This window comes from Veronia pacifica, from assembly GCF_001707825.1.
Classification (GTDB): domain Bacteria; phylum Pseudomonadota; class Gammaproteobacteria; order Enterobacterales; family Vibrionaceae; genus Veronia; species Veronia pacifica.
The window spans coordinates 191,003-212,299 of record NZ_LYBM01000002.1 but is presented as its reverse complement, the minus strand read 5'-3'; the positions used below and the strand labels follow the sequence as shown (position 1 = coordinate 212,299).

The following is a 21,297-nucleotide window of genomic DNA, read 5'->3' as shown; positions in this document are numbered from 1 at the left end:
CGCACATTTAAGCCGACTGTCTGATCGCCTCAGCCAGTGTCGTCACCATCTGATCGATATGGTCTGCTTCCAGTATCAGAGGAGGAGACAGCGCAATGATATCTCCTGTCGCCCTGACAAGAGTCCCTGCGTGGAAGCAACGATTGAAAACAGCGAATCCGCGTTTACCAATGCCCTCTGAACTGGGTGCCAGCTGTATTCCCGCAACCAACCCGACATTTCGCACATCGACGACATTAGGACAATCAGCCAGTGAATGAACCGCTTCCTCAAACACACTCGCCATTCGATCGGCAGCACTAAACAGCTTTTCTTCCTCATAAATATCAAGGGTGGCTAACGCAGCCGCTGCTGCAACAGGATGGCCGGAATACGTATACCCGTGGAACAGCTCTATCACTCCTTCAGGCCCTGACATACAGGCTTCGTAAATGAAGTCACTGACCATGACGGCTCCCATTGGTATGCTGCCGTTGGTCAATCCTTTTGCGGTAGTCATCATATCTGGCGTCACTTTCCAGCGATTTGCGGCAAACGCATCTCCAACACGCCCAAAACCCGTGATAACTTCGTCAAAAATCAGCAGGATACCGTATTTTGCGGTAATGGATCTGAGACGTTCTAAATATCCTTCTGGTGGTAGAATGACACCAGCAGAGCCGGATAACGGCTCGACAATCACAGCGGCAATATTTTCAGCACCGTGCAAATTAATCAGTTGTTCGAGTTGTTCGGCCCGCTCAGCTCCATGCTGAGGCAATCCACGACTAAATGCATTGCGGTCAAGGTCTAAAGTATGTTGAAGGTGATCAACGCCAGATAACAATTGGCCACTAAACGTTTTACGGTTATTGCCAATACCTCCGACAGAAATACCGCCAAACCCTACCCCGTGGTATCCCATTTCACGCCCGATAAACCGTGTTCTCTGCGGCTCGCCGTTAGCACGATGATAAGCGAGAGCTATCTTTAACGCAGTATCGACAGATTCAGAGCCTGAGTTAGTAAAGAAGACTCGATTGAGGGGATCCGGAGTGAGTGCAGAGAGCCGCTCTGCCAGTTGAAAGGGTAATGGATGGCCCATCTGGAACGTTGGCGCAAAATCCATTTTGGCAATTTGTTCGCTGACGGCTTCAGTGATTTTTTTACGGCTATGGCCTGCATTACAACACCACAGCCCGGCAGTCCCATCTAAAACAGAGTTGCCTTTATCGTCTTGATAATACATGCCTTCTGCATGAGTCATCAGTCTGGGTGCTGACTTATATTGTCTGTTTGCAGTGAACGGCATCCAGAACGCCTCAAGTTCACCTTTGTGTTGATCCCGCCCTGATTTTTCCATGTCCATGTCTCCTTCAACGTGTAAAGGTTGCTGCATCACGGCCAGTGAGATTTACTGTTTAAATACTATGTCAAAAATAACGAACGGTAAATACAAATATATTTAACACCCAAGTTCAATATTGAGAACAAGTACATTTAAATGAAGACGTGAACTTTTGACTAAGAAGCACTCATCTGACAATCAGTCGAGTTGACACAGATATGCATATAATTGTGTAAGGCCCGGAGCAAAAAGCGGGTAAAACAAAAACCCGTTTATTGATCTGGCAAAAACATTGCAGTCGGAGGGAATTGTACTTACAAGAAAAATCGCAATTTACCGCTGTGTTTAATCACCTTGGTGGGTAAGAAGGAAATATCATCAACTAATTTATCAAGGTCTTCTTCATAACCTGTCATTACCCAGTTTCTGGCAATAAAAACGACAGCACCAACAGAACCACGTGCGAACATCTCGTAAGGAAGATTAAGATTTTTTTTCACTGAATCGAAAACTAGTTGTTTGTACAACACAGTCAAAAAAGTAACAAATCTATTTGTATGCGTCTGATATGCTAAATCAACTTTTTCAGACACGCCGAGCACCTCACTTAAAATTACTCTGGCAATCCGCGGGTCATTATAAAGCGTTTCTAAATATGCTCTGAGGCCAGCACGTAATTTTTCTTCTGTTTTTTTCTCATTATTAATGACGGTTTGAATATGGGAATAAAGGCGCTTCAACTCGTGGTTATAAAGTTGAATAAGCATATCTTCAGCATTTTCGAATGCTTCGTAGTAATAACGCTGGGTCAAGCCAGATTCTTTGCAAATTGTTCTCACAGTCGCGTTTTTAAAGCCTTGGGTACCCACAATCTCTAGAGCTGCACTCATGAGTTTATCTTTACGTTCTTGTGCTCTTTGTTGAGCACTTACACCAGCATAATTTCTCGAATCCTTAACAATTGATTCATTATTAGACATCTTATAACATTCCGTTTTTCTAATTTGACTACAAGTGATTTCAGATCTAGCATGTCCCCATTATAGCTAAAAACAAACTTATCATTAAGAAGTTTCGGTCGGGGAAGATATGGAGTTTTTTCAACACAAGGTTGTGATAGTAGGTAGCGGCTTTAGCGGACAATGCGCGGCGATAAATTTAATTAATAATGGTATAAGTGATTTTGTTATATTAGAGAGAAGAAGCTTTACTGGTGGAACATGGTGTCAGAACTCATACCCCGGTGCCGCCGTTGACGTTCAGTCTCCATTATATTCGCTATCTTTTGAACCCTTCCCATGGTCAAGAATGTTTGCTGAACAATCCGAGTTAAAGCAATATACAAACAATATAATAGAAAAATATAACCTAAAAGATAAAATAAAACTAAATAAGAACGTTCAGAAAATAAAGTGGGACAACCTTGAGAGAAAATGGAATGTTATAATTAATGGCGACAAGAACTATAAAGCACAGTTTATAATCAACTGTACTGGTCCCCTAAGTACGCCAGTTATTCCTAATTTCAAGGGAAAAGAATTATTCGAGGGCGAATCCTTCCACACCAACAATTGGAATCAGGATTACGACTACCATGGAAAACGGGTGGCCGTTATTGGGTCAGGGGCAAGTGCATCACAGGTCATTCCAACGATTGCTCCAGATGTCGAAACACTCCATGTTTTTCAGCGAACACCTCATTGGGTGTTGCCCAGACCAGACAGAGTGTTCAGTAAAATTGAACGTAAACTATTGGGTATAAAGTCAATCTATAAACTCGTACGCTATGCCATTTACTGGGGTCTTGAAACGAGGATGGTTGGCTTTAAGTACTCACAGTGGATGATGAAGAATGTGCCTCAGCGTCAGGCTATGTGGCACTTGAAAAAGCAAGTAGAGAATGAAGAGCTAAGGAAGTCACTTACTCCAGATTATACGATAGGATGTAAACGTATTATTCTCTCAAACGACTTGCTGAAAACGTATAATCGCAACAATACGCATTTATACCTCAGAGAAAATGGTATCAAAGAAATCAATAAAAGGGGTATTTTAACCACGCAAGGCAAGCAGGTTGATCTGGATTTGATTGTCTACGCTACAGGTTATGATGCAACTGACGGGGTGATTTCGTATCCGATAAAGGGCAAAAATAACCTCAATATCGCACAGGTTTGGGAAGATTATCCTCGCGCATATGTGGGAACAACATTACCTGGGTTCCCCAACCTCTTTTTGTCTTGCGGACCAAACTCCGGAATTGGCCATACCTCAGCTATTTTCATTATTGAATCACAAATGAATTATATTATTGATGCAATAATGAAATGTGAAAAAAATGGCTTCAAAACGTTCGAAGTAAAATCAGAATCTGAAGAGAGATATACTAATAAACTCCATAAAGAAATGGAGAAAACAGTATGGCATAAAGGTGGATGTAATAGCTGGTATAAAAGTAAAAGCGGTAAAGTAATTGCAATGTATCCAGGTTTCAGCTTTAGCTATCACTTAATGACAAGAAAAGTAAAAAATGAACACCACATATTTTCATAAAATTAATAGTCAACCCAGCAACACCTTTAAATCATCGTATGTTTAAAAACCCATATTGAGAACAGTTGATGAATAATTTTAAAAATAAAATAATTGTTATAACAGGAGCCGGGTCTGGTATGGGACGGGCTTACGCAATTGAATTTGCCAAGCTTGGGGCTAAACTCGCGCTCAATGATTTTGACGAGGAGTCTTTAAATGTAACCAAAAATAACATTCTAGCATTAGGAAAAAATACAGAAATACTGACAGCGGCCTTTGATGTTTCTGATTTCACTGAAATGAAAAAATTTGGTGATCGATTAGAAAAAGAGATGGGATATGCACACGTCATTATAAATAATGCTGGCATAGAAACGTCTGGAAAATCGGTTAAAGACATGGATAGTGATGACTTTAACCGAAATCTAAAGGTCAACCTCAATGGGGTTTTTAATGGTACTAAGGTATTTATTCCTCACCTAGAAGCCAATAATGAGGGCGCTCTCGTTAATATATCCAGCATATTTGGAATGGTTGGTATACCAGACTGTGCCGATTATTGTGCGGCTAAATTTGCTGTTGCAGGTTTCACTCAGTCGTTGATGACAGAATATTACCAATCTCCAATCACTATTCATTGTGTTCATCCCGGCGGAATCAACACCAATATAAGTCGTCGGGGTGATGAGAAAGCTATTCATTTTCATCAAACGTTTCTAAAAACCCCACCAGAAAAAATTGCCCGTCACGTGATTAATGGTATTCGAAAAAAGCGACAAAGAATCGTTTATGGATACATGTCGTTTCCCGTATGGCTGGCATCCAAGTTTTGTCCGTTGAGTCTATGGAGCATCATTATCAACCAACGTCTTTCGTAATGTGACCCGTTCGCAAGGAGATATAACATGAAGACATTCGATGGAAAAAATGCCGTCGTCACGGGTGGAGCGGGAGGAATTGGTCGGGCACTGCTCGTTGAGCTTGCTAAACAGGGAGCCAACGTCGCCTTTTTTGATATAGGCGATCTAAGCCAGACAAAGGAACTGCTTGCTCAATACAATGTGCGAGTCTACAGCGAGACTGTAGATATAACTAAGCCAGAGCAGATATACGCGTTTATAGATAATACTATCGAAGCACTAGGCAGTGTTGATCTGCTGGTGAACAACGCAGGTGTCGCTTTGGGAGACCGCACGTTTGACGAGCTGACCCCTGAAGATTTCGAGAAAATCACAGACATTAATTACTGGGGCGTTGTCCGGACAACACAATACCTCTACCCACATATGGTGAAAAGGCCAGAATCCGCGGTAGTAAGTATATCCAGTGCTGCAGGCATTCAGCCGACACCCTATCTTGTCCCCTATTGTACAACCAAATTTGCCGTTCGAGGTTTTTCAGAAACATTAAGAGCAGAACATCGTATCCGGGGAATAAACAATATGACATTCCATACGGTACACCCAGGATGCGTAGCGACTGACATTACCTTGAACGCCCAATATCACGGGCCTAATACAGTGCAATTTCATCAGGAATTACAAAAACGAGGATGTTCTCCTGCACAAGCAGCAAAGATTATGCTCGATGGTGTAAAAAAGAATAAAGGCCGAATTTTTATTTCTGATGGCTATGAAAGTGACTTACTTTTGAGGTTGTTTCCTACCGTATTCCCAACAATCATGCGTTGGGTCATTTGGTGGCGGCGAATTCCTATCAGATAAAGCACTAGCGCATAAGCTCAATCGATAGCCAGACCCAACAATCAGTTAACCGTAATGAGAGCTCAAGAAACGGGTTCGCAGCTTATTTAAGATGCGTTCACTCTGTGGAGATTATCAATATCAGGGAGGTGAAATGAAATCGTTCGAGGGTAAAACCGCAGTAGTGACTGGTGCTGCAGAAGGGATAGGACAATCACTGGTCGTTGCTCTGGCTGACCTTGGGGTTAACATTGCCTTCTGCGATATCAATGACAGAACTGAAACAGAGCACTTACTGGCTAAAAAAAATATACGAGTTCTGTCAAAACATGTTGATATGTCAGACCTCGACCAGATTAGTTCATTCGTCGAGGACGTTAAACAGGAGTTTGGTGACGTTCATTTATTGTTTAACAACGCAGGCATAGCACTGGGGGATCGTACCTTCAGTGAACTCTCTCTCGAAGATTTCGAACGGATAACCAACGTTAACTATTGGGGCGTGATAAGAACGACGAAACTCCTTTATCCAGTGATGGTGAAGCAAGATGAGGCGGCGGTGATTAATTTATCCAGTTCTCAGGGCCTGCTTCCCTTCCCTTATCTCATCCCTTACTGCACAACAAAATTTGCTGTCAGAGGTTTCACTGACACCTTGCGCACTGAGCATGCTATTCGCGGTCTAAAAAACATTACTTTTCATACTGTTCATCCCGGTGCAGTGGCAACAAATATTACCCTCAATTCGGACTATCACGGCACGAACACGCCCCATTTTCATGACATGCTGCAACGCATAGGCGCTACCCCGGATAAAGCGGCCAAAATAATCATTCAAGGAGTGAGAAAAAAGAAGGGTCGAATCTTTATTTCAGACGGCAGAATTCAAGACTGGCTAATTCGGATACTTCCCAATACCTTCCCTTATATTCTCCGTGTGGCGATGAAAGTTCGTCGCACTGAAGTCAGATAATAACGATTCAAGATTCGCTGCATTGAGGAGAACGTAAGTCTGCGTTCTCCTAGTATCCTTACTCATCATTAGACTCGGTTTGTTTTTAAAAGAACGTAATCAGCAAAACGACGCTCTATTTAAAACACTCCCATATCAAACCTCGAATATCCTTCTTTGTCTTACCTTATTAACACTGGCAAAATTGGTTGACTATCGCTATTGAATACACTGAACACCTCACCTAAAGTGTAAAATATATCGAACGAAAATGGTGTGATTTATCAAACACGACATACCGCCAAAATCTGGTACTAGGAAGAACAGATATGACATCTCCCCAAACTAAGGAACAATGGCAAGCATTTGCTGCGTCACTGAGTATTGAAGGTAGATCCTTCATAAACGGACAATATCAGCCAGCTATCAGTGGTGATACGTTCGACTGCATCAGCCCGATAGACGGTTCAGTAATTGCCAGTATTGCCAGTTGTGACAAAGCAGATGCTGACGTTGCGGTCGAGAATGCCAGAAGCACCTTCGAAGGTGGCAGCTGGTCACAGCTACCTCCCGCCAAAAGAAAGCGACTGGTAGTCAGGTTTGCTGACTTAATTCAACAGCATGCTGATGAGTTGGCGGCGCTTGAAACACTCGATATGGGAAAACCAATCGGTGATTCATATAGCATCGATATCCCAGCGTCCGCCAATGCGCTGCGTTGGTCTGGAGAAGCGATTGACAAGCTTTACGATGAGATTGCGCCAACGTCGAATGATGAAATCGGTATGGTTACCCGGGAGCCTGTCGGCGTCATTGCTGCTATTGTACCGTGGAATTTCCCGCTGATGATGGCTTGTTGGAAACTGGGACCTGCACTGGCTTCCGGTAATTCGGTGATCCTCAAACCTTCTGAGAAGTCGCCGCTGACAGCAATCAGAGTTGCTCAACTGGCCATTGACGCGGGCATCCCACCGGGAGTACTGAATGTGTTGCCCGGGTATGGGCATAGCGTAGGTGAAGCTCTGGCTCTGCACATGGATGTCGACACACTTGTCTTTACTGGTTCAACACGTATCGCCAAGCAGCTGATGATTTATGCCGGGCAGTCAAACATGAAAAGGGTCTGGCTGGAAGCAGGCGGAAAAAGCCCAAATATCGTATTTGCCGATGCGCCAGACCTTGATGCAGCCGCTGAGTCCGCAGCCTCTGCAATCGCTTTTAATCAGGGTGAAGTATGTATTGCTGGTTCACGCCTATTAGTAGAAAGCAGTATTAAAGATGAATTTGTTGCTAAAGTGTCTGACGCACTCAAAGCATGGCGTCCCGGCCATCCCTTAGACCCGGATACCAATGTAGGCGCGCTGGTAGACCAAAACCAGCTCGAGACAGTCATGGATTATATCGAGAGCGGAAAGCAGGCGGGTGCCAAAATTGTATCCGGCGGTGAGAGAGCTATGGCTGAAACAGGGGGACTCTACGTTCAACCTACCATGTTTGATGGTGTTGACAATGCAATGGACATTGCACAAAAAGAGATCTTTGGCCCTGTTTTGTCTGTGATCACTTTTGATACAGCAGAAGAAGCCATTGCGATTGCCAACGACAGTGACTATGGCTTGGCTGCAGCTGTATGGACGTCAGATATCAGTCGCGCCCATAAAACGGCAAAGGCTCTGCGAACAGGAATGGTTTGGATTAACCAATATGATGGTGGTGATATGACGGCACCCTTTGGCGGTTATAAGCAATCAGGAAACGGTCGGGACAAATCACTTCATGCATTTGAGAAGTACACTGAAGTAAAGGCGACTTGGATAAAGCTTTAAGTCTCAAACAGACTCTGAAAAATTGCATTCGCATAACAAGCTAACGATAACGTTGGCTTTTCAGCCTAATTAGCTGCCCCTCGCCCCAAAAATAAGTGACTGTTTTAATTAATAATAAATCGTAAAGGTTAGATTTAAAAACCTGGCAAATTTAACCCTAGACACACCGCATCCTCAGTTATCGTCCGGGGACTACTCATCACCTTGGGTTTAACAGCAATATTGACGGCCCGTCATACCGCGAGAAAAGCAAGTGAGAACAAAAGTACTCCGTCAGACAAGACGATTAACCGAAGAGAAAAAACAGCGATAGGCTAAATGAGGATTTCTTCCACACGGTGCTATTTCCAATCACAGATATCACCGTGTGAATCAATTGAATCAATTCAGGAAAGAGGATGCAAAGTACAAATTGCTGCATCTCCCATTCCCTTCTATCTCAGTAGCCCACAATCTCACCATGGCTTTGAAAATTAAAATGGAGGGGTATTTTTAATCAAGGTCTCATTCATTGATCAGCCCACACTCAACTTATGATTAAAAGGCCATTAGCCTCTGGTTATCATGGTGATGCCGCTCGTAATTAAATGAAAAAATCATAATAAGATTCTATTTTTATTAGAAAAAAATAGTAATGAAAAACACAATCAATAAAAATCCCACCCAGTAATCGGATATAAAAAATATCTACTTATCAAATAAAACCATTAATCAAAATGTGCTCGAAGCACTCGTCAGGGAAAGGAATAAAGATGAAAATCACCATCGTTGCAGGCAGTCAACGCGCCAATTCTCAGAGTGAAAAAGTCGCTCAATATCTGGGCAAGATCGCACAATCAAGTTTCGAACAGGTAAATATTCTGGATCTACACGCAATTAACTTGCCCCTTTGGAATGAGAATATTGGGAAAGGTGGAGAAGAGTGGAAACCGTGGAAAGAGATCGCAGAGGGACTTAGCACATCAGATGCCTTTATTTTCATCACTCCCGAATGGCACGGAATGGCAACGCCCGCATTGAAAAACTTTCTGATGCTTTCTACAGCAAAAGAAATGGCACACAAGCCTGCTCTTGCCGTCAGCGTATCAGCAAGTGTTAATGGAGTTTATCCAATCAGCGAATTACGTTTGACAGGCAGCAAAAATAACCATGTTTGTTTCCTGCCTGATCACCTTATTTTCCGTGATGTAAGTGCGCTACTTGACCAGAACCTGCACTGTACCAAGCCACATTTTGATGAAAGATGTCGATACACCATGACACTGCTAGAAGGCTATGCGCGAGCCCTTGGCCCCGTACATAGAGATATGCTGGAAGCAGGGAAGGCATTTATCCACGGCATGTGATTTTTGGCAAAAAATCTCGATAGACGCTTATTTCATCAAGGAGCCAAAGGCTCCTTGATATTTCTGCTAGCCAGAACTGAGTGCTTCTTTCAGCCTGTGGTAGGTCATCCCGATCGCCAGTAAGGGAGAGCGAAGCAATGGCCCTCCCGGAAACGTGATATGTTTTACGCGGGAGAACACATCAAAACGTTCGGCCTGTCCAGCCAGAGCTTCCGCAATCACCTTGCCCGCAAGGTGGGTAGCATTGACCCCATGCCCGGCATAAGCCTGAGCAAAGAGAATATTTGGCGCATCCGGTAAACGGCCAATTTGGGGCAATCGGTTAGCACCTATTCCAATCATCCCTCCCCATTTAAAGTCGATAGCCACATTTTTGAGCTGAGGGAAGACCTTGTCCATATTAGGACGCAACGCAGCGATGATGTCTTTAGGATCTTTACCCGAATAGGTACAGAGACCGCCAAATAGCAGTCGTTTGTCCGCGGATAAACGGTAATAGTCGAGGTCGATACTCATGTCGGCGAATGCCATATTGTGCGGAATAATGTCATTCGCTATCGCATCCTCCAGAGGTTCAGTACCAATGATATAGCTGCCTGCAGGTAAGACTTTTCCGCCAATATAAGGCTCAAGTTTATGGCCTATGTAAGCGTTGCCAGCCAGAACCAGATACTGACAACGAATTTGACCCATCTCGGTATTCACGACAGGCTTATCTCCCTTGCGTATTGAGACCGCTGGGGAATTTTCAAAGATTTTCACACCCATTTCGCTGGCTGCCTGAGCTTCACCCGTTACAAGGTTTAATGGATGAAGGTGTCCACTACCCATGTCCAACATACCGCCAGCATATTGCTCTGACCCAATGACTTCACCCAGCTCAGACTTATCTAATATCCTCAACTCATGCTGGTATCCGTTTCGTTTAAGCTGCTCAAATTCATGCTGGAGTTCTTTTATATGTAAGCCTTTCATCGCAAGGTCGCAGTACCCCATAGTGAGATCGCAATCAATGTGATGCTCAGCAACTCTAGCCTTTACAATCTCTACCGCTTCAATGCCCATAAGCTCTAGCGACCGGACGCCTTCCTCACCTATCTGGTTAGAAAATTGCTCCAAGCCATGACCTATGCCACGAATAAGTTCACCGCCATTCCTGCCCGACGCCCCCCAGCCTATTTTATTGGCTTCCAATAGAGCAACGTCAAATCCTCGGCTTTTCAGCTCGAGGGCACAGTTAACACCACTGAAACCTCCTCCGACGATGCAAACATCCACCTCGATATTGTCTTCCAATATCGGGTAACTCTGCGTGTATTTTGCCGTCGCCGCATAATAGGAACCTGTGTGCGATTGGCCGGAAAGAAAGCCAGACATATACCTTCTCCGTAAAATATATTAAACAAATATTACGCTATTATTGACAAAGGAGTGAATAATGTTTGGGGAAAGTTCGTGGGAATAACAACAACTGAGACACGAAATACACACTCAACATCATTATTTATGAGTAATTTTAGTTGGATAGATACAGAACTCTTCAAAATCACTTCGAGTAGCAGACTGTTCTCAGAGAGAAACTGCTTGAAATCACTCCATCAGTGATTAGGATCAATGTTCAAAATCAATTACAGCCCAGTGTGTTATGTTATACCTCTGAGCAAGTTTTCACTTTTATTGTCAACTTGTATTGATAGACAACACACATTGCAAGCAAGGAGAGATACAGCTTGGATATCGGAGCTAACCTCAAAGCCGTCAGAAAACAAAGAGGATTATCCCAACGTGAACTGGCCAAACGGGCAGGTGTCACTAACAGCACCATTTCGATGATTGAGAAAAACAGTGTCAGTCCCTCTGTCAGTTCACTGAAGAAGGTGCTCTCGGGTATTCCTATGTCACTGGTAGACTTCTTTTCCTCCGACATTGCCGAGGTAGACAGTGTACCTGTCGTCTATCGACAACAGGATCTGCTTGAAATTGGCTCAAGTGATGTCTCTATGAAGATGGTCGGCAAAGATTTTCCCAATCGTGTCCTGTCTGTTCTCCATGAAACGTATCCGCCAAGAACAAACTCCGGTTCGGACATGATTCAACATGACGGTGAAGAAGCAGGCATAGTCATAGAAGGAAAACTGGAACTGACTGTCGGCGATGAAATACACATCCTTGATAAAGGTGATAGTTACTATTTTGACAGTAACCGTCCACATCGCTTTAATAATCCCTTCGATGAAACATGCATCCTTTTTAGTGCCACTACACCCGCTAATTTCTAATTCATAATTCCAGATGCATAATGGTATCTGGAATTATATTTCTTAAATGTATTGCATTGTATAAAAATGCTTATGAATACAGTTTAATTAAATATAAAAACTCACTCATTCAAAAAATAACATTCCTAAAAAAGGCACAGCTAATTTATATTTTTTCGATAATATAAATTGAAACTGGAATGTTCATTCAAGAAAGGAGTGAGTAACTTGAATATAGCTAAACGAGCATTATATAAAATTTTTATGGGAATTGATTCAACAAAGGAGGAGCGATTAAAACGCTTCGGCTCTCCTGAAATAATTCGACCCAATATCGACAGACGATTTTTTAGCTGTACTCACTATGGTGTGATGATTCCTAATTTACCTGAGCCATTTAAGTATTTTTCGCTAATGTCTTTTATCGGTTCATCGGGGATAAAGATGATAGATAACGACTATATGCTAGTTGATACCCCGAGACGAAATGTCACTCAGGTAAGCGGAACTGCATTACCTGAAACCTCAAACTTTGCCTCTTATTCAGTTGATCGTGACTGTCAAATGTCTCCAGATGGTAGCCTTGTTAAATATGGTGATGACGTAACAATATCCGGCCAATATCCAGAGTTTCGTCTCCAAATGTCTCATGATAATTATCATCTTGATATTACATTGACCTGTCACGATAACGTTACTTGGTTTATTCATAATCCGGTATATAAGCACCTCTCATTGATGGCAGACTTTAAAGGACATATTTCAAACAAAGGGGTAGATAAATTAATATCTGGACATGGCTGTTTCGAATACTGTAATTTGATAAGTTTGTATAGCCTGTTCAATAAGCCAATCTCCCATGCTTATCGATTCCCCTATGATTTTTTCACTTATCAGATTATTCATATTGATGAAAACACCCAGCTTTTATTGGCTCTTTTGATGATAAAAGGTAAGCCAGTCACTCGAGAGGCATATATTCGAAGGCGGGGTGAGCTGGTTAAATACAGCAATCAACGTAAAACACATTTTAAGGTTACCAAGTTCGAGGACGCTGACACAATAACACCCGAGGGAAGACATACCAGGCTGCCTGAGACATTCACTTGGACTGCGAGCGATGAAAACGGAGATAGTTTACTGACAATACATGGAACAGTAGATACTCCAATGACATATGGTTTACTCAGAGGCCATGTTGGCGGTTATCAATATCATGGGGAGCTTGAAGGAGAGGCTGTCAGTGGTCGCGGGTATATTGAATATGTTGATTGTAGGGCCTGAACCTCTGGTTACAGACAGAGGTTCAGGTGCATTCTTTTTAAAGTCTCAAACTGGGCTCATCCCTGCGCGTCCAGTGCAGCACGAGACTTTTGATCTGCTCGCCGGGCAAAGTACCACGCAATGAAAGCGGCCATCGCAACAGCAAGAATAATCAAGGTCGCCAACGCATTGATTTTTGGCGAGACACCCAAGCGAACGGACGAGAAGACAACCATAGGTAAGGTTGTTGAACCCGGCCCTGACACAAAGCTGGCGATCACCAGATCATCGAGAGACAGACTGAAACTGAGTAGCCAACCCGCAATCAATGAAGGCGAAATAATAGGGATAGTTACCACAAAAAAGACTTTCAGCGGTGTAGCCCCCAAATCCATTGCAGCTTCTTCAATTGAGAAATCCATCTCTCTCAACCGGGAAGAGACTACGACAGCGACATAGGCAGCGCAAAATGTCGAATGGGCAATCCATACTGTGGTCATTCCCCGCTCTGCTGGCCAGCCAAATAGCTCACCCATCTGGACAAAGAGCAGCAGTAAAGATAGACCGATAATGACCTCTGGCATTACCAGAGGAGCTGTGATCATCGTCGACAGGGCAAACCTGCCCCTGGAGCGATGAAAACGCGTCATCACAAATGCGGCCAGCGTACCGAGTATCACCGCCATGCTGGAACTGTAAAAGGCAATTTTTAGGCTGGTCCACACGGCATTTAATATTTGCTCATCGCGGAAAAGTTCGCCGTACCATTTCACTGACCACCCGCCCCAGACTGTCACCAGCTTAGAAGCATTAAACGAGTAAATCACCAGAATCAGCATGGGCAGATAAAGGAATATCAGTCCGCCCCACAGCACAAAGGAAGAAAAACGCTTTTGTCTCATCGTCTGGCCTCCAAGTCCTTGGATTGATAATGATGGAAAAGACTTATCGGAATAATCAAGATGACCAACATAACAATCGCCAGTGCCGATGCGACAGGCCAATCCCGGTTATTAAAGAACTCCTGCCACAGTACTTTGCCTATCATCAATGTTTCTGGGCCACCAAGTAGCTCTGGAATCACAAACTCGCCAACAACAGGTATAAACACCAGCATGGAACCCGCGATGACTCCGCCTTTTGACAGTGGCCAAGTGACTTTCCAGAAAGTATTTAGTTTGCGAGACCCCAAATCCTCTGCGGCCTCTAATAACGTCATATCAAGCTTGACCAGATTGGCGTAAAGCGGCAGAACCATGAAGGGAAGATACGAGTAAACAATACCGATATACACAGCGACATTGGTATTGAGAATCTGGATTGGCTGATCGATGATCCCGAGCCACATCAAACTACTGTTAACCAGCCCGGTATTGCTGAGCAGTCCCATCCATGCATATACACGGATAAGAAATGATGTCCATGACGGCAACATGATCAACAACAACAGAATAGTCTGCTGCCTCGCTGGCGCACGTGCAATGGCATATGCCATTGGATAACCCAGTAACAAACAACCAAGGGTTGAAAAGAAAGCAATTTCGACCGAACTGAGATAAGCCTTGTAGTAAAGGTCATCTTCAAACAGCAGGAGATAGTTTTCCAAATACAGAGCAATTTGAATCACTTCATCCGCGTATTGAACGATGGCTTCATATGGCGGGATTGCTATCGCGGCAGTAGAAAAGCTGATTTTCAGAACGATAACAAAAGGCAGGGTAAAGAACAGCAGCAGCCAAAAAAAGGGAATGCCTATTGTCAGATGTCGTCCTTTGGGAAACAGCAGCTTTGCCAGCGGCTTTTTCTTTGCAGCCCCGTTCATGACCGCAACACCACTCCACTGGTGGCCTCCCAACTGATATACACTTCGTCTTCCCATGTTGGTCTGTCCTGCCGCCGGGACACATTGGCAATACTGCACATGACGACCTTACCGCTGGGAAGACGGATATAGTAAATCGAGTTGCCGCCGAGATAGGCAATATCATCGACGATACCCTTTGACCAGTTAAACTTGTCATCCGGTTTATCACGGGTCACCAAGGCTTTTTCAGGTCTGAGTGCCAGCCAGACTCTATTGTCTTCCACGTTAGTGGCAACACCATGGCCGATAAAGAGTTGTTGCTCAATATCATGACTCTGAATGATACAGTGATCCACTTCGTCAGATACGATCTCTCCCTCAAACAGATTTACCGATCCGATAAATTCCGCGATCATCCGACTGTTTGGGCTTTCATAAATGTCTGTCGGCGTCCCAGTCTGTGCGATCCAGCCTTCGTGCATGATGGCGATTCTGCCAGCCATGGTCATGGCCTCTTCCTGATCGTGAGTCACCATCACACATGTCACGCCAACGCGCTCAAGGATCTCTACAACCTCCAGTTGCATCTGGGTACGCAGCTTTTTATCCAGTGCGCCCATGGGCTCATCGAGCAGCAGTAGTTTAGGTCTTTTTGCCAATGATCGGGCCAATGCCACACGCTGACGCTGACCGCCAGAAAGCTGATCGGGCTTGCGCTTGGCATAAGCCTCCATTCGCACCAGCTTAAGCATTTCAACGACCTTTTCCCGAATTTCCTGTTTCGGTAACTTATCCTGCTTCAGGCCAAAGGCAATATTCTGTTCGACCGTCATATGGGGGAACAGTGCATAAGACTGAAACATCATATTGATGGGTCTTTCGTAAGGCGGTAAGTCGGTGATGTCCTCACCATCGAGATAGATACGCCCAGTGGACGGTTTTTCGAATCCCGCCAACATTCTGAGCAATGTTGACTTACCTGATCCTGAGCCACCAAGAAGAGAAAAAATCTCGCATTTGTCTATGGTCAGCGATACATCATCGACCGCTCTCACTTCACCGAAGAGTTTGCTCACCCGGTCTATCCGCAGCAATTCATCCGATGAACGACTTTGATTTATATTTCCATTTTCCATACCTACGCATCCTGCCTGCTCAGCCAAAAAAGCGGAAAATCAGGAAAACACTGACAGCAGAAAGGCTCCACTGTCAGGAATCCAAGTTACTTGCCTGTTTTCATCCGCGTCCAGATACGGTTCATTTCGCGGCTGATTTTCTTTGGCAGTACTTCAGCAACAAAGAGTTTTGCCAGCGTCTCTTCTGGAGGATAAATAGCCGGGTTATTCAGCACTTCAGGATCGAGTAACTTGTTTGAGGGAGGGTTGGGGTTGGCATACGCTACATAGTCAGTGATTGGGGCTATCACCTCAGGTCGCAATATGTAGTTCATAAACTTGTGGGCATTCGCTGCATTTTTGGCGTCGGCCGGAATTGCCATCGTATCGAACCATAACATTGCACCGTCGCTTGGGATGGCATAAACGACATTCTGACCGTTTCCTGCTTCCTCAGCTCGATATGCAGCCTGAAAAATATCGCCTGAAAAGCCAAAGGCTAAACAGATATCGCCATTTGCCAGATCAGTGATATAGCGAGAGGAATGGAAGTACGCCACATTAGGGCGGATCTCGGCCAGCTTCTTCCCTGCTTTTTTGTAGTCTGCCTTATTCTTGGAGTTCGGATCCAGCCCTAGCGAGTGGAGAACCTGCGGGAACACCTCATCAGCAGCATCGACAATAGCAATACCACAGCCTTTCAACTTTGATGCATATTCGGATTTAAATAACAAATCGAGCTTATTCTCAGGAAGTTCACCACCCAGTGCCGCTTTGACTTTGTCCAGGTTGTAACCAATTCCATTGGTTCCCCATAGGTAGGGGATAGAGTGAGCATTGCCCGGGTCTGCATTCTGAAGGCGTTTCATCAGAGACACATCCAAATTGCCTTTGTTTGTCAGCCTGGTGAGGTCGAGCTTCTGATACACACCCGCTTTAATTTGTTTGGCGAGATAGCTGCTTGATGGGACAACAATATCGTAGCCGGAATTTCCGGACAGTAACTTGGCTTCCAGTACATCATTACCATCATAGACATCATATGTAACCTTGATTCCTGTCTCTTTCTCAAAGTTCTCGATGGTGTCTTCAGCAATATAATCACTCCAGTTATAAATTCGGAGGATCTCCTCTGCACTGGCTTGAAAGGTTAACGCAAGGCTGCACAACAAAATCGCCGTTACCGGTTTACCGATTGACATTTTCATGATTTCTCCTTGTTTTCTGTATCCATGAACCGAACAGGCACATTCCTGTTCGGCGTTTGGGCAGTGCTTGCACAACCCCGGTATTACAGGTCTACCAACGGCAGACAAAACAACCTAAATCTTTTTGTCGTTTAATAGAGTCCTTCCGCCTGCAAGGCCTCCATGGTTAAATCCAGAGCCTCACGCGCCTTAGACACAAGCTCATCAACCTCGCTATGACTGATCACCAGCGGAGGGCTGATGATCATGGTGTCACCGACAGCCCGCATCACTAAACCGTTACTGACGCTAAGCGTGCGACACATCCCGCCCACATCTAACTCCGAATCAAATCTGACCCTGCCTGCTTTTTCTTTGACCAGCTCCAATGCGCCGAGCAATCCAACGCCACGTGTCTCGCCAACCAGGGGATGGTCCGACAGTGTTTGCCATGCGGTTTGCAGATATGGCCCTATGTCATTTTTGACGTATTCCACCAGCTTGTTTTCTTGGATCAGCCGGATATTTTCAAGCGCCACGGCAGCAGCGACAGGGTGACCAGAATAGGTATAGCCGTGAAAAAACTCTCCGCCCTCTTGCTCAAACGTACCTGCCACACGGTCACTGACGATAACCCCGCCCATTGGCATATAACCTGATGTCATTCCCTTAGCTATTGGCATAAAGTCTGGCTCAAGACCGTAGTATTGGCTACCAAACCACTCACCTGTCCGGCCAAAGCCACAAATCACCTCGTCAACGATCAGCAAAATGTCGTAACGAGCGAGGATATTCTTGATCTCGGGCCAGTAAGTATCTGGTGGAATAACCACACCACCTGCTCCTTGAATAGGCTCTGCGATAAAGGCGGCAACCTTGTCTGCGCCGATATCAAGGATGGCGCTTTCAAGCTCGCGAGCGGCCTGAATACCAAACTCTTCCGGTGTTGTGTCGCCCCCTTCACCAAACCAGTAAGGCTGGGGGATATGATGAATACCGGGTATTGGCAGTCCGCCCTGACTGTGCATGGGTTTCATACCGCCAAGACTCGCACCTGCCACCGTTGAGCCGTGATAGCCGTTGTGACGGCCAATAATGGTGAATTTTTCCGGCTGTCCTTTCAGAGTCCAGTAGTGGCGAACCATACGAAGAACGGTGTCGTTAGATTCAGAACCTGAGCCAGTGAAAAAAACTTGGTTCATATGCGCGGGAGCAAGTTCGCCAATCGTTTTGGCTAACTCCACCACGGGTGGGTGGGCGCACTGGAAGAAGCTGTTGTAATAAGGAAGCTCATTCATTTGATCAAAAGCTGCTTTTGCCAGACGGGACTGACCATAACCGATATTGGTACACCAGAGCCCTGCCATGCCATCAAGTATTTTGTTACCGTCACTGTCCCAGATATAAACCCCATCGGCTCGCACTATCATCCTGGCTCCCTGCTCTCTCAGGGTTTTATGATCGGAAAAAGGATGAAGGTAATGTTGATTATCCTGTTGTTGTAACCATTCCGTGTTGTAAGCAAGATTCTGATCGGACATATTGCCTCCACATCTCAAATCGCAAATCGTCCCGGCTAACCCGGTCCTATGACGCCAAACTCCGTGGTGTCATCTTTCGCAGTGCTTCTGTAACCAACACCGCATTCGTCCATCACACTGTGAGCAGCAGGAACTCTCGCTCCCATGAGCTGATCACACGTTTGAAATTTTCTTGTTCCGCACGTTTCACCGCGATAAAACCTTTAGCAAAAGACTCTCCCAGATATTGTGAGACCTGTTCGCAACTCTCCATTCGTTCCAACGCAGACTCCAGCGTATATGGCAGCATGGGACTGCGTAATTCGTACCCTCTCCCCTGAACTGGCGGTGAAGGTTTGAGTTCTTCTACCATGCCGATGTAACCACACAACAAACTAGCCGCAATGGCCAGATAACAGTTGGCGTCTGCACCGGGCAGGCGGTTTTCCACCCGACGGCTTTGAGGGGTACAGTTGGGAACGCGTAAGCCGCAGGTGCGGTTATCCTCGCCCCACTCCATGTTGACTGGCGCAGAGGTGTCAGGTAAGAAACGACGGAAGGAATTCACATTCGGCGCAAACATCGGCAGCATTTCTGGCACATACGTCTGTAACCCAGCAATGTGACTGAGAAAGAGCGACGACATGGTGCCGTCTTCATTCGTGAAAATGTTCTTTTGTGTTTCCGTATCAATCACGCTCTGGTGAAGGTGCATCGCACTACCCGGTTCATTGGTAATAGGTTTGGCCATAAATGTCGCCACAACCTGATGTTTTAATGCCGCTTCTCTCAACGTGCGTTTGAACACAAAGATCTGGTCCGCAAGCTGCAAAGGGTCACCGTGACGGAAATTGATTTCCATCTGCGCCATTCCCTCTTCGTGTATCAGGGTATCGATAGATAACCCCTGCGCTTCGCACCAGTCGTACATATCTTCAAACAGAGGATCAAATTCATTCGCCGCATCAATTGAGAAGGATTGTCGCCCCGTTTCCTTGAGCCCGGAACGCCCAATCGGTGCCTGCAAAGGCAAGTCCGGATCGTCGCTGCGCGCGGTGAGATAAAACTCCATCTCAGGGGCAACGACAGGTTGCCAGCCCTTGTCTGCGTAAAGCTTCAGAATCTTTTTCAGCACGTTACGCGGAGCCAGCTCGATGGGGTTACCCATCTTGTCGTAACTGTCGTGAATGATTTGCGCAGTTTCCTCAATGGTCCATGGCAACAGATACACGGCATCTTCATCAGGCTTACAAATGAAGTCGATATCCGCTTCATCAAGCAAGGAGTAATAAATATCATCATCGACATAGTCGCCAGTAACGGTCTGTAACAGCACGCTTTCAGGCAATCGCATTTCACCTTCACTGATAAACTTATCGACAGGGGCAATTTTTCCCCGGGCAATACCTGACAGGTCACTGACTACACATTCGACTTCCGTGATCTTGTTATCTTTAAGCCATTTTTTCAGTTTGTTCATAATCCCTCTCACGCATCGAAATTCGATGCCAACATGCATCCCCGAATAACTTGAAGATAGCTGAATAGAAGGGATTGTTTGTGACTTTCCATTCAGGATGCCACTGAACACCCAGAGCAAACCCCTCACTATCGACAGAAATCGCTTCAATGAGTCCATCGGGTGCCCGGGCTTCCACTCTCAAATGTTTACCCAAACGGTCAATACCCTGTGCATGTACAGAGTTGACTTCACGCACCTCAGACCCACAAGCCTGTTCGAGAATACCCCCCGGCTCGATAGCCACGGAATGCGAGAGACCATATTGAATGTTCACATCAGATTGTTTGTTTTCTCTGTGTTCGATGAAACGTCCGGTCTGATGAAGCTGTTGATGCAAAGAACCACCCAACGCAACGTTCATTTCCTGAAAGCCACGGCAGATCGCCAGTAAAGGTATATTCGCTTCCAAGGCCAGCCTGATTAATGGCAGTGCAAACGCATCGCGTTTCGCGTCATGATCCTCGGGAGTCGCACTTGGCAAGCGACTGTAATGATGAGGTTCAATGTTGGAGGGCGAGCCGGTGAATAAGAGCCCGTCGAGATTTCGAACACATGCAGCCAAGATCTCAGGATCAGAGAAAGAGGGTAAAACTAGTGGTAAACAGCCCGCTCCCTCAGTGACAGCGCGCAAGTACTTTTCACCTGCAATATGAAAGTTGTGTAACCCCATCTTTTTATTGCAGGCAACCACACCAACCAGCGGAATATCCCTGTCCCGAGACGTTAACGCATCGCCGGGCTTGCCAGTCCATTGCTGTTCAATGTTGTTATTCGCAGTCACGCATGGCGCCATTGTCACCTCATATCATTGCTGTGGCACTTTTGATATTGGATCTAGATCGCATTTAGTGTTCATTTTTTCACACACTACACGTAAAAAATAAATGACGCAATAACCCCCAAAACCCCCTATTGAACATCATTTCACTTTCTCTTGAT

The 21,297-nt window shown here is 45.2% G+C and carries 18 protein-coding genes; 8 read left to right on the top strand and 10 right to left on the bottom strand.

Annotation, left to right across the window (positions count from 1 at the left end; translation table 11 throughout):
• Positions 1-7: 7 nt before the first annotated feature.
• Both aptA and A8L45_RS02475 read right to left on the bottom strand, forming a co-directional pair.
• A complete protein-coding gene (aptA, locus tag A8L45_RS02480) occupies positions 8-1,342 on the bottom strand; it encodes an omega-aminotransferase AptA (protein WP_068898864.1) in 1,335 nt (444 codons plus the stop codon).
• Between the two features lie 299 nt (positions 1,343-1,641).
• Entirely contained in the window at positions 1,642-2,307 is a 666-nt protein-coding gene (locus A8L45_RS02475) for a TetR/AcrR family transcriptional regulator (protein WP_068898862.1), read from the bottom strand.
• A 109-nt stretch (positions 2,308-2,416) separates the two neighbouring features.
• Between A8L45_RS02475 and A8L45_RS02470 the strand changes: the two genes are divergently transcribed.
• The 6 genes from A8L45_RS02470 (at position 2,417) to A8L45_RS02445 (ending at position 9,689) form a co-directional block, all read left to right on the top strand.
• Entirely contained in the window at positions 2,417-3,880 is a 1,464-nt protein-coding gene (locus A8L45_RS02470) for a flavin-containing monooxygenase (RefSeq protein ID WP_068898859.1), read from the top strand.
• Between the two features lie 68 nt (positions 3,881-3,948).
• Complete coding sequence (locus tag A8L45_RS02465; protein ID WP_068898857.1) at positions 3,949-4,740, top strand: SDR family NAD(P)-dependent oxidoreductase; 792 nt, start codon at positions 3,949-3,951, stop codon at positions 4,738-4,740.
• A gap of 27 nt (positions 4,741-4,767) precedes the next feature.
• A complete protein-coding gene (locus A8L45_RS02460; protein WP_068898855.1) occupies positions 4,768-5,586 on the top strand; it encodes an SDR family NAD(P)-dependent oxidoreductase in 819 nt (272 codons plus the stop codon).
• A 133-nt stretch (positions 5,587-5,719) separates the two neighbouring features.
• On the top strand, positions 5,720-6,538 hold the full coding sequence (locus tag A8L45_RS02455; RefSeq protein WP_068898853.1) for an SDR family NAD(P)-dependent oxidoreductase: 819 nt from the start codon (positions 5,720-5,722) through the stop codon (positions 6,536-6,538).
• A gap of 308 nt (positions 6,539-6,846) precedes the next feature.
• On the top strand, positions 6,847-8,343 hold the full coding sequence (locus A8L45_RS02450) for an aldehyde dehydrogenase (protein WP_068898851.1): 1,497 nt from the start codon (positions 6,847-6,849) through the stop codon (positions 8,341-8,343).
• Positions 8,344-9,095: 752 nt separating this feature from the next.
• Positions 9,096-9,689, top strand: a complete 594-nt coding sequence (locus tag A8L45_RS02445) for an NAD(P)H-dependent oxidoreductase (RefSeq protein ID WP_068898848.1) — start codon at positions 9,096-9,098, stop codon at positions 9,687-9,689.
• Between the two features lie 66 nt (positions 9,690-9,755).
• On the opposite strand, the gene A8L45_RS02440 is transcribed toward A8L45_RS02445, so the two are convergent.
• The gene (locus A8L45_RS02440; RefSeq protein ID WP_068898846.1) at positions 9,756-11,066 is read right to left on the bottom strand and encodes an NAD(P)/FAD-dependent oxidoreductase; all 1,311 of its coding nucleotides are present in this window, start codon (positions 11,064-11,066) and stop codon (positions 9,756-9,758) included.
• A gap of 353 nt (positions 11,067-11,419) precedes the next feature.
• On the opposite strand from A8L45_RS02440, the gene A8L45_RS02435 reads away from it, so the two are divergent.
• Positions 11,420-11,968 (top strand): cupin domain-containing protein, encoded by a 549-nt coding sequence (locus A8L45_RS02435; protein ID WP_068898843.1) that lies wholly within the window; start codon positions 11,420-11,422, stop codon positions 11,966-11,968.
• Positions 11,969-12,211: 243 nt separating this feature from the next.
• Positions 12,212-13,231, top strand: a complete 1,020-nt coding sequence (locus A8L45_RS02430; protein WP_175401885.1) for a DUF6670 family protein — start codon at positions 12,212-12,214, stop codon at positions 13,229-13,231.
• A 56-nt stretch (positions 13,232-13,287) separates the two neighbouring features.
• Here A8L45_RS02430 and A8L45_RS02425 read toward each other — a convergent pair whose 3' ends face one another.
• The 7 genes from A8L45_RS02425 to A8L45_RS02395 all read right to left on the bottom strand — a co-directional run bounded on the left by A8L45_RS02425 (position 13,288) and on the right by A8L45_RS02395 (position 21,139).
• Positions 13,288-14,112: an ABC transporter permease subunit gene (locus A8L45_RS02425; RefSeq protein WP_068898839.1), complete on the bottom strand. Its 825-nt coding sequence runs from the start codon at positions 14,110-14,112 to the stop codon at positions 13,288-13,290.
• Positions 14,109-15,032 carry an ABC transporter permease subunit gene (locus A8L45_RS02420; RefSeq protein WP_068898837.1) on the bottom strand — a complete coding sequence of 308 codons (924 nt, stop codon included), beginning with the start codon at positions 15,030-15,032 and terminating at the stop codon, positions 14,109-14,111. The genes A8L45_RS02425 and A8L45_RS02420 overlap by 4 nt, the downstream gene beginning before the upstream one ends.
• Positions 15,029-16,150, bottom strand: a complete 1,122-nt coding sequence (potA, locus tag A8L45_RS02415) for a polyamine ABC transporter ATP-binding protein (RefSeq protein WP_068898835.1) — start codon at positions 16,148-16,150, stop codon at positions 15,029-15,031. Before potA ends, A8L45_RS02420 begins: the two co-directional genes overlap by 4 nt.
• Before the next feature lie 86 nt (positions 16,151-16,236).
• Entirely contained in the window at positions 16,237-17,337 is a 1,101-nt protein-coding gene (locus A8L45_RS02410; RefSeq protein ID WP_068898832.1) for a polyamine ABC transporter substrate-binding protein, read from the bottom strand.
• A gap of 131 nt (positions 17,338-17,468) precedes the next feature.
• Entirely contained in the window at positions 17,469-18,857 is a 1,389-nt protein-coding gene (locus tag A8L45_RS02405) for an aspartate aminotransferase family protein (RefSeq protein ID WP_068898830.1), read from the bottom strand.
• Positions 18,858-18,969: 112 nt separating this feature from the next.
• Positions 18,970-20,316, bottom strand: a complete 1,347-nt coding sequence (locus A8L45_RS02400; RefSeq protein WP_068898828.1) for a glutamine synthetase family protein — start codon at positions 20,314-20,316, stop codon at positions 18,970-18,972.
• On the bottom strand, positions 20,291-21,139 hold the full coding sequence (locus A8L45_RS02395; RefSeq protein WP_245680627.1) for a gamma-glutamyl-gamma-aminobutyrate hydrolase family protein: 849 nt from the start codon (positions 21,137-21,139) through the stop codon (positions 20,291-20,293). Before A8L45_RS02395 ends, A8L45_RS02400 begins: the two co-directional genes overlap by 26 nt.
• Between the last annotated feature and the right edge of the window lie 158 nt (positions 21,140-21,297).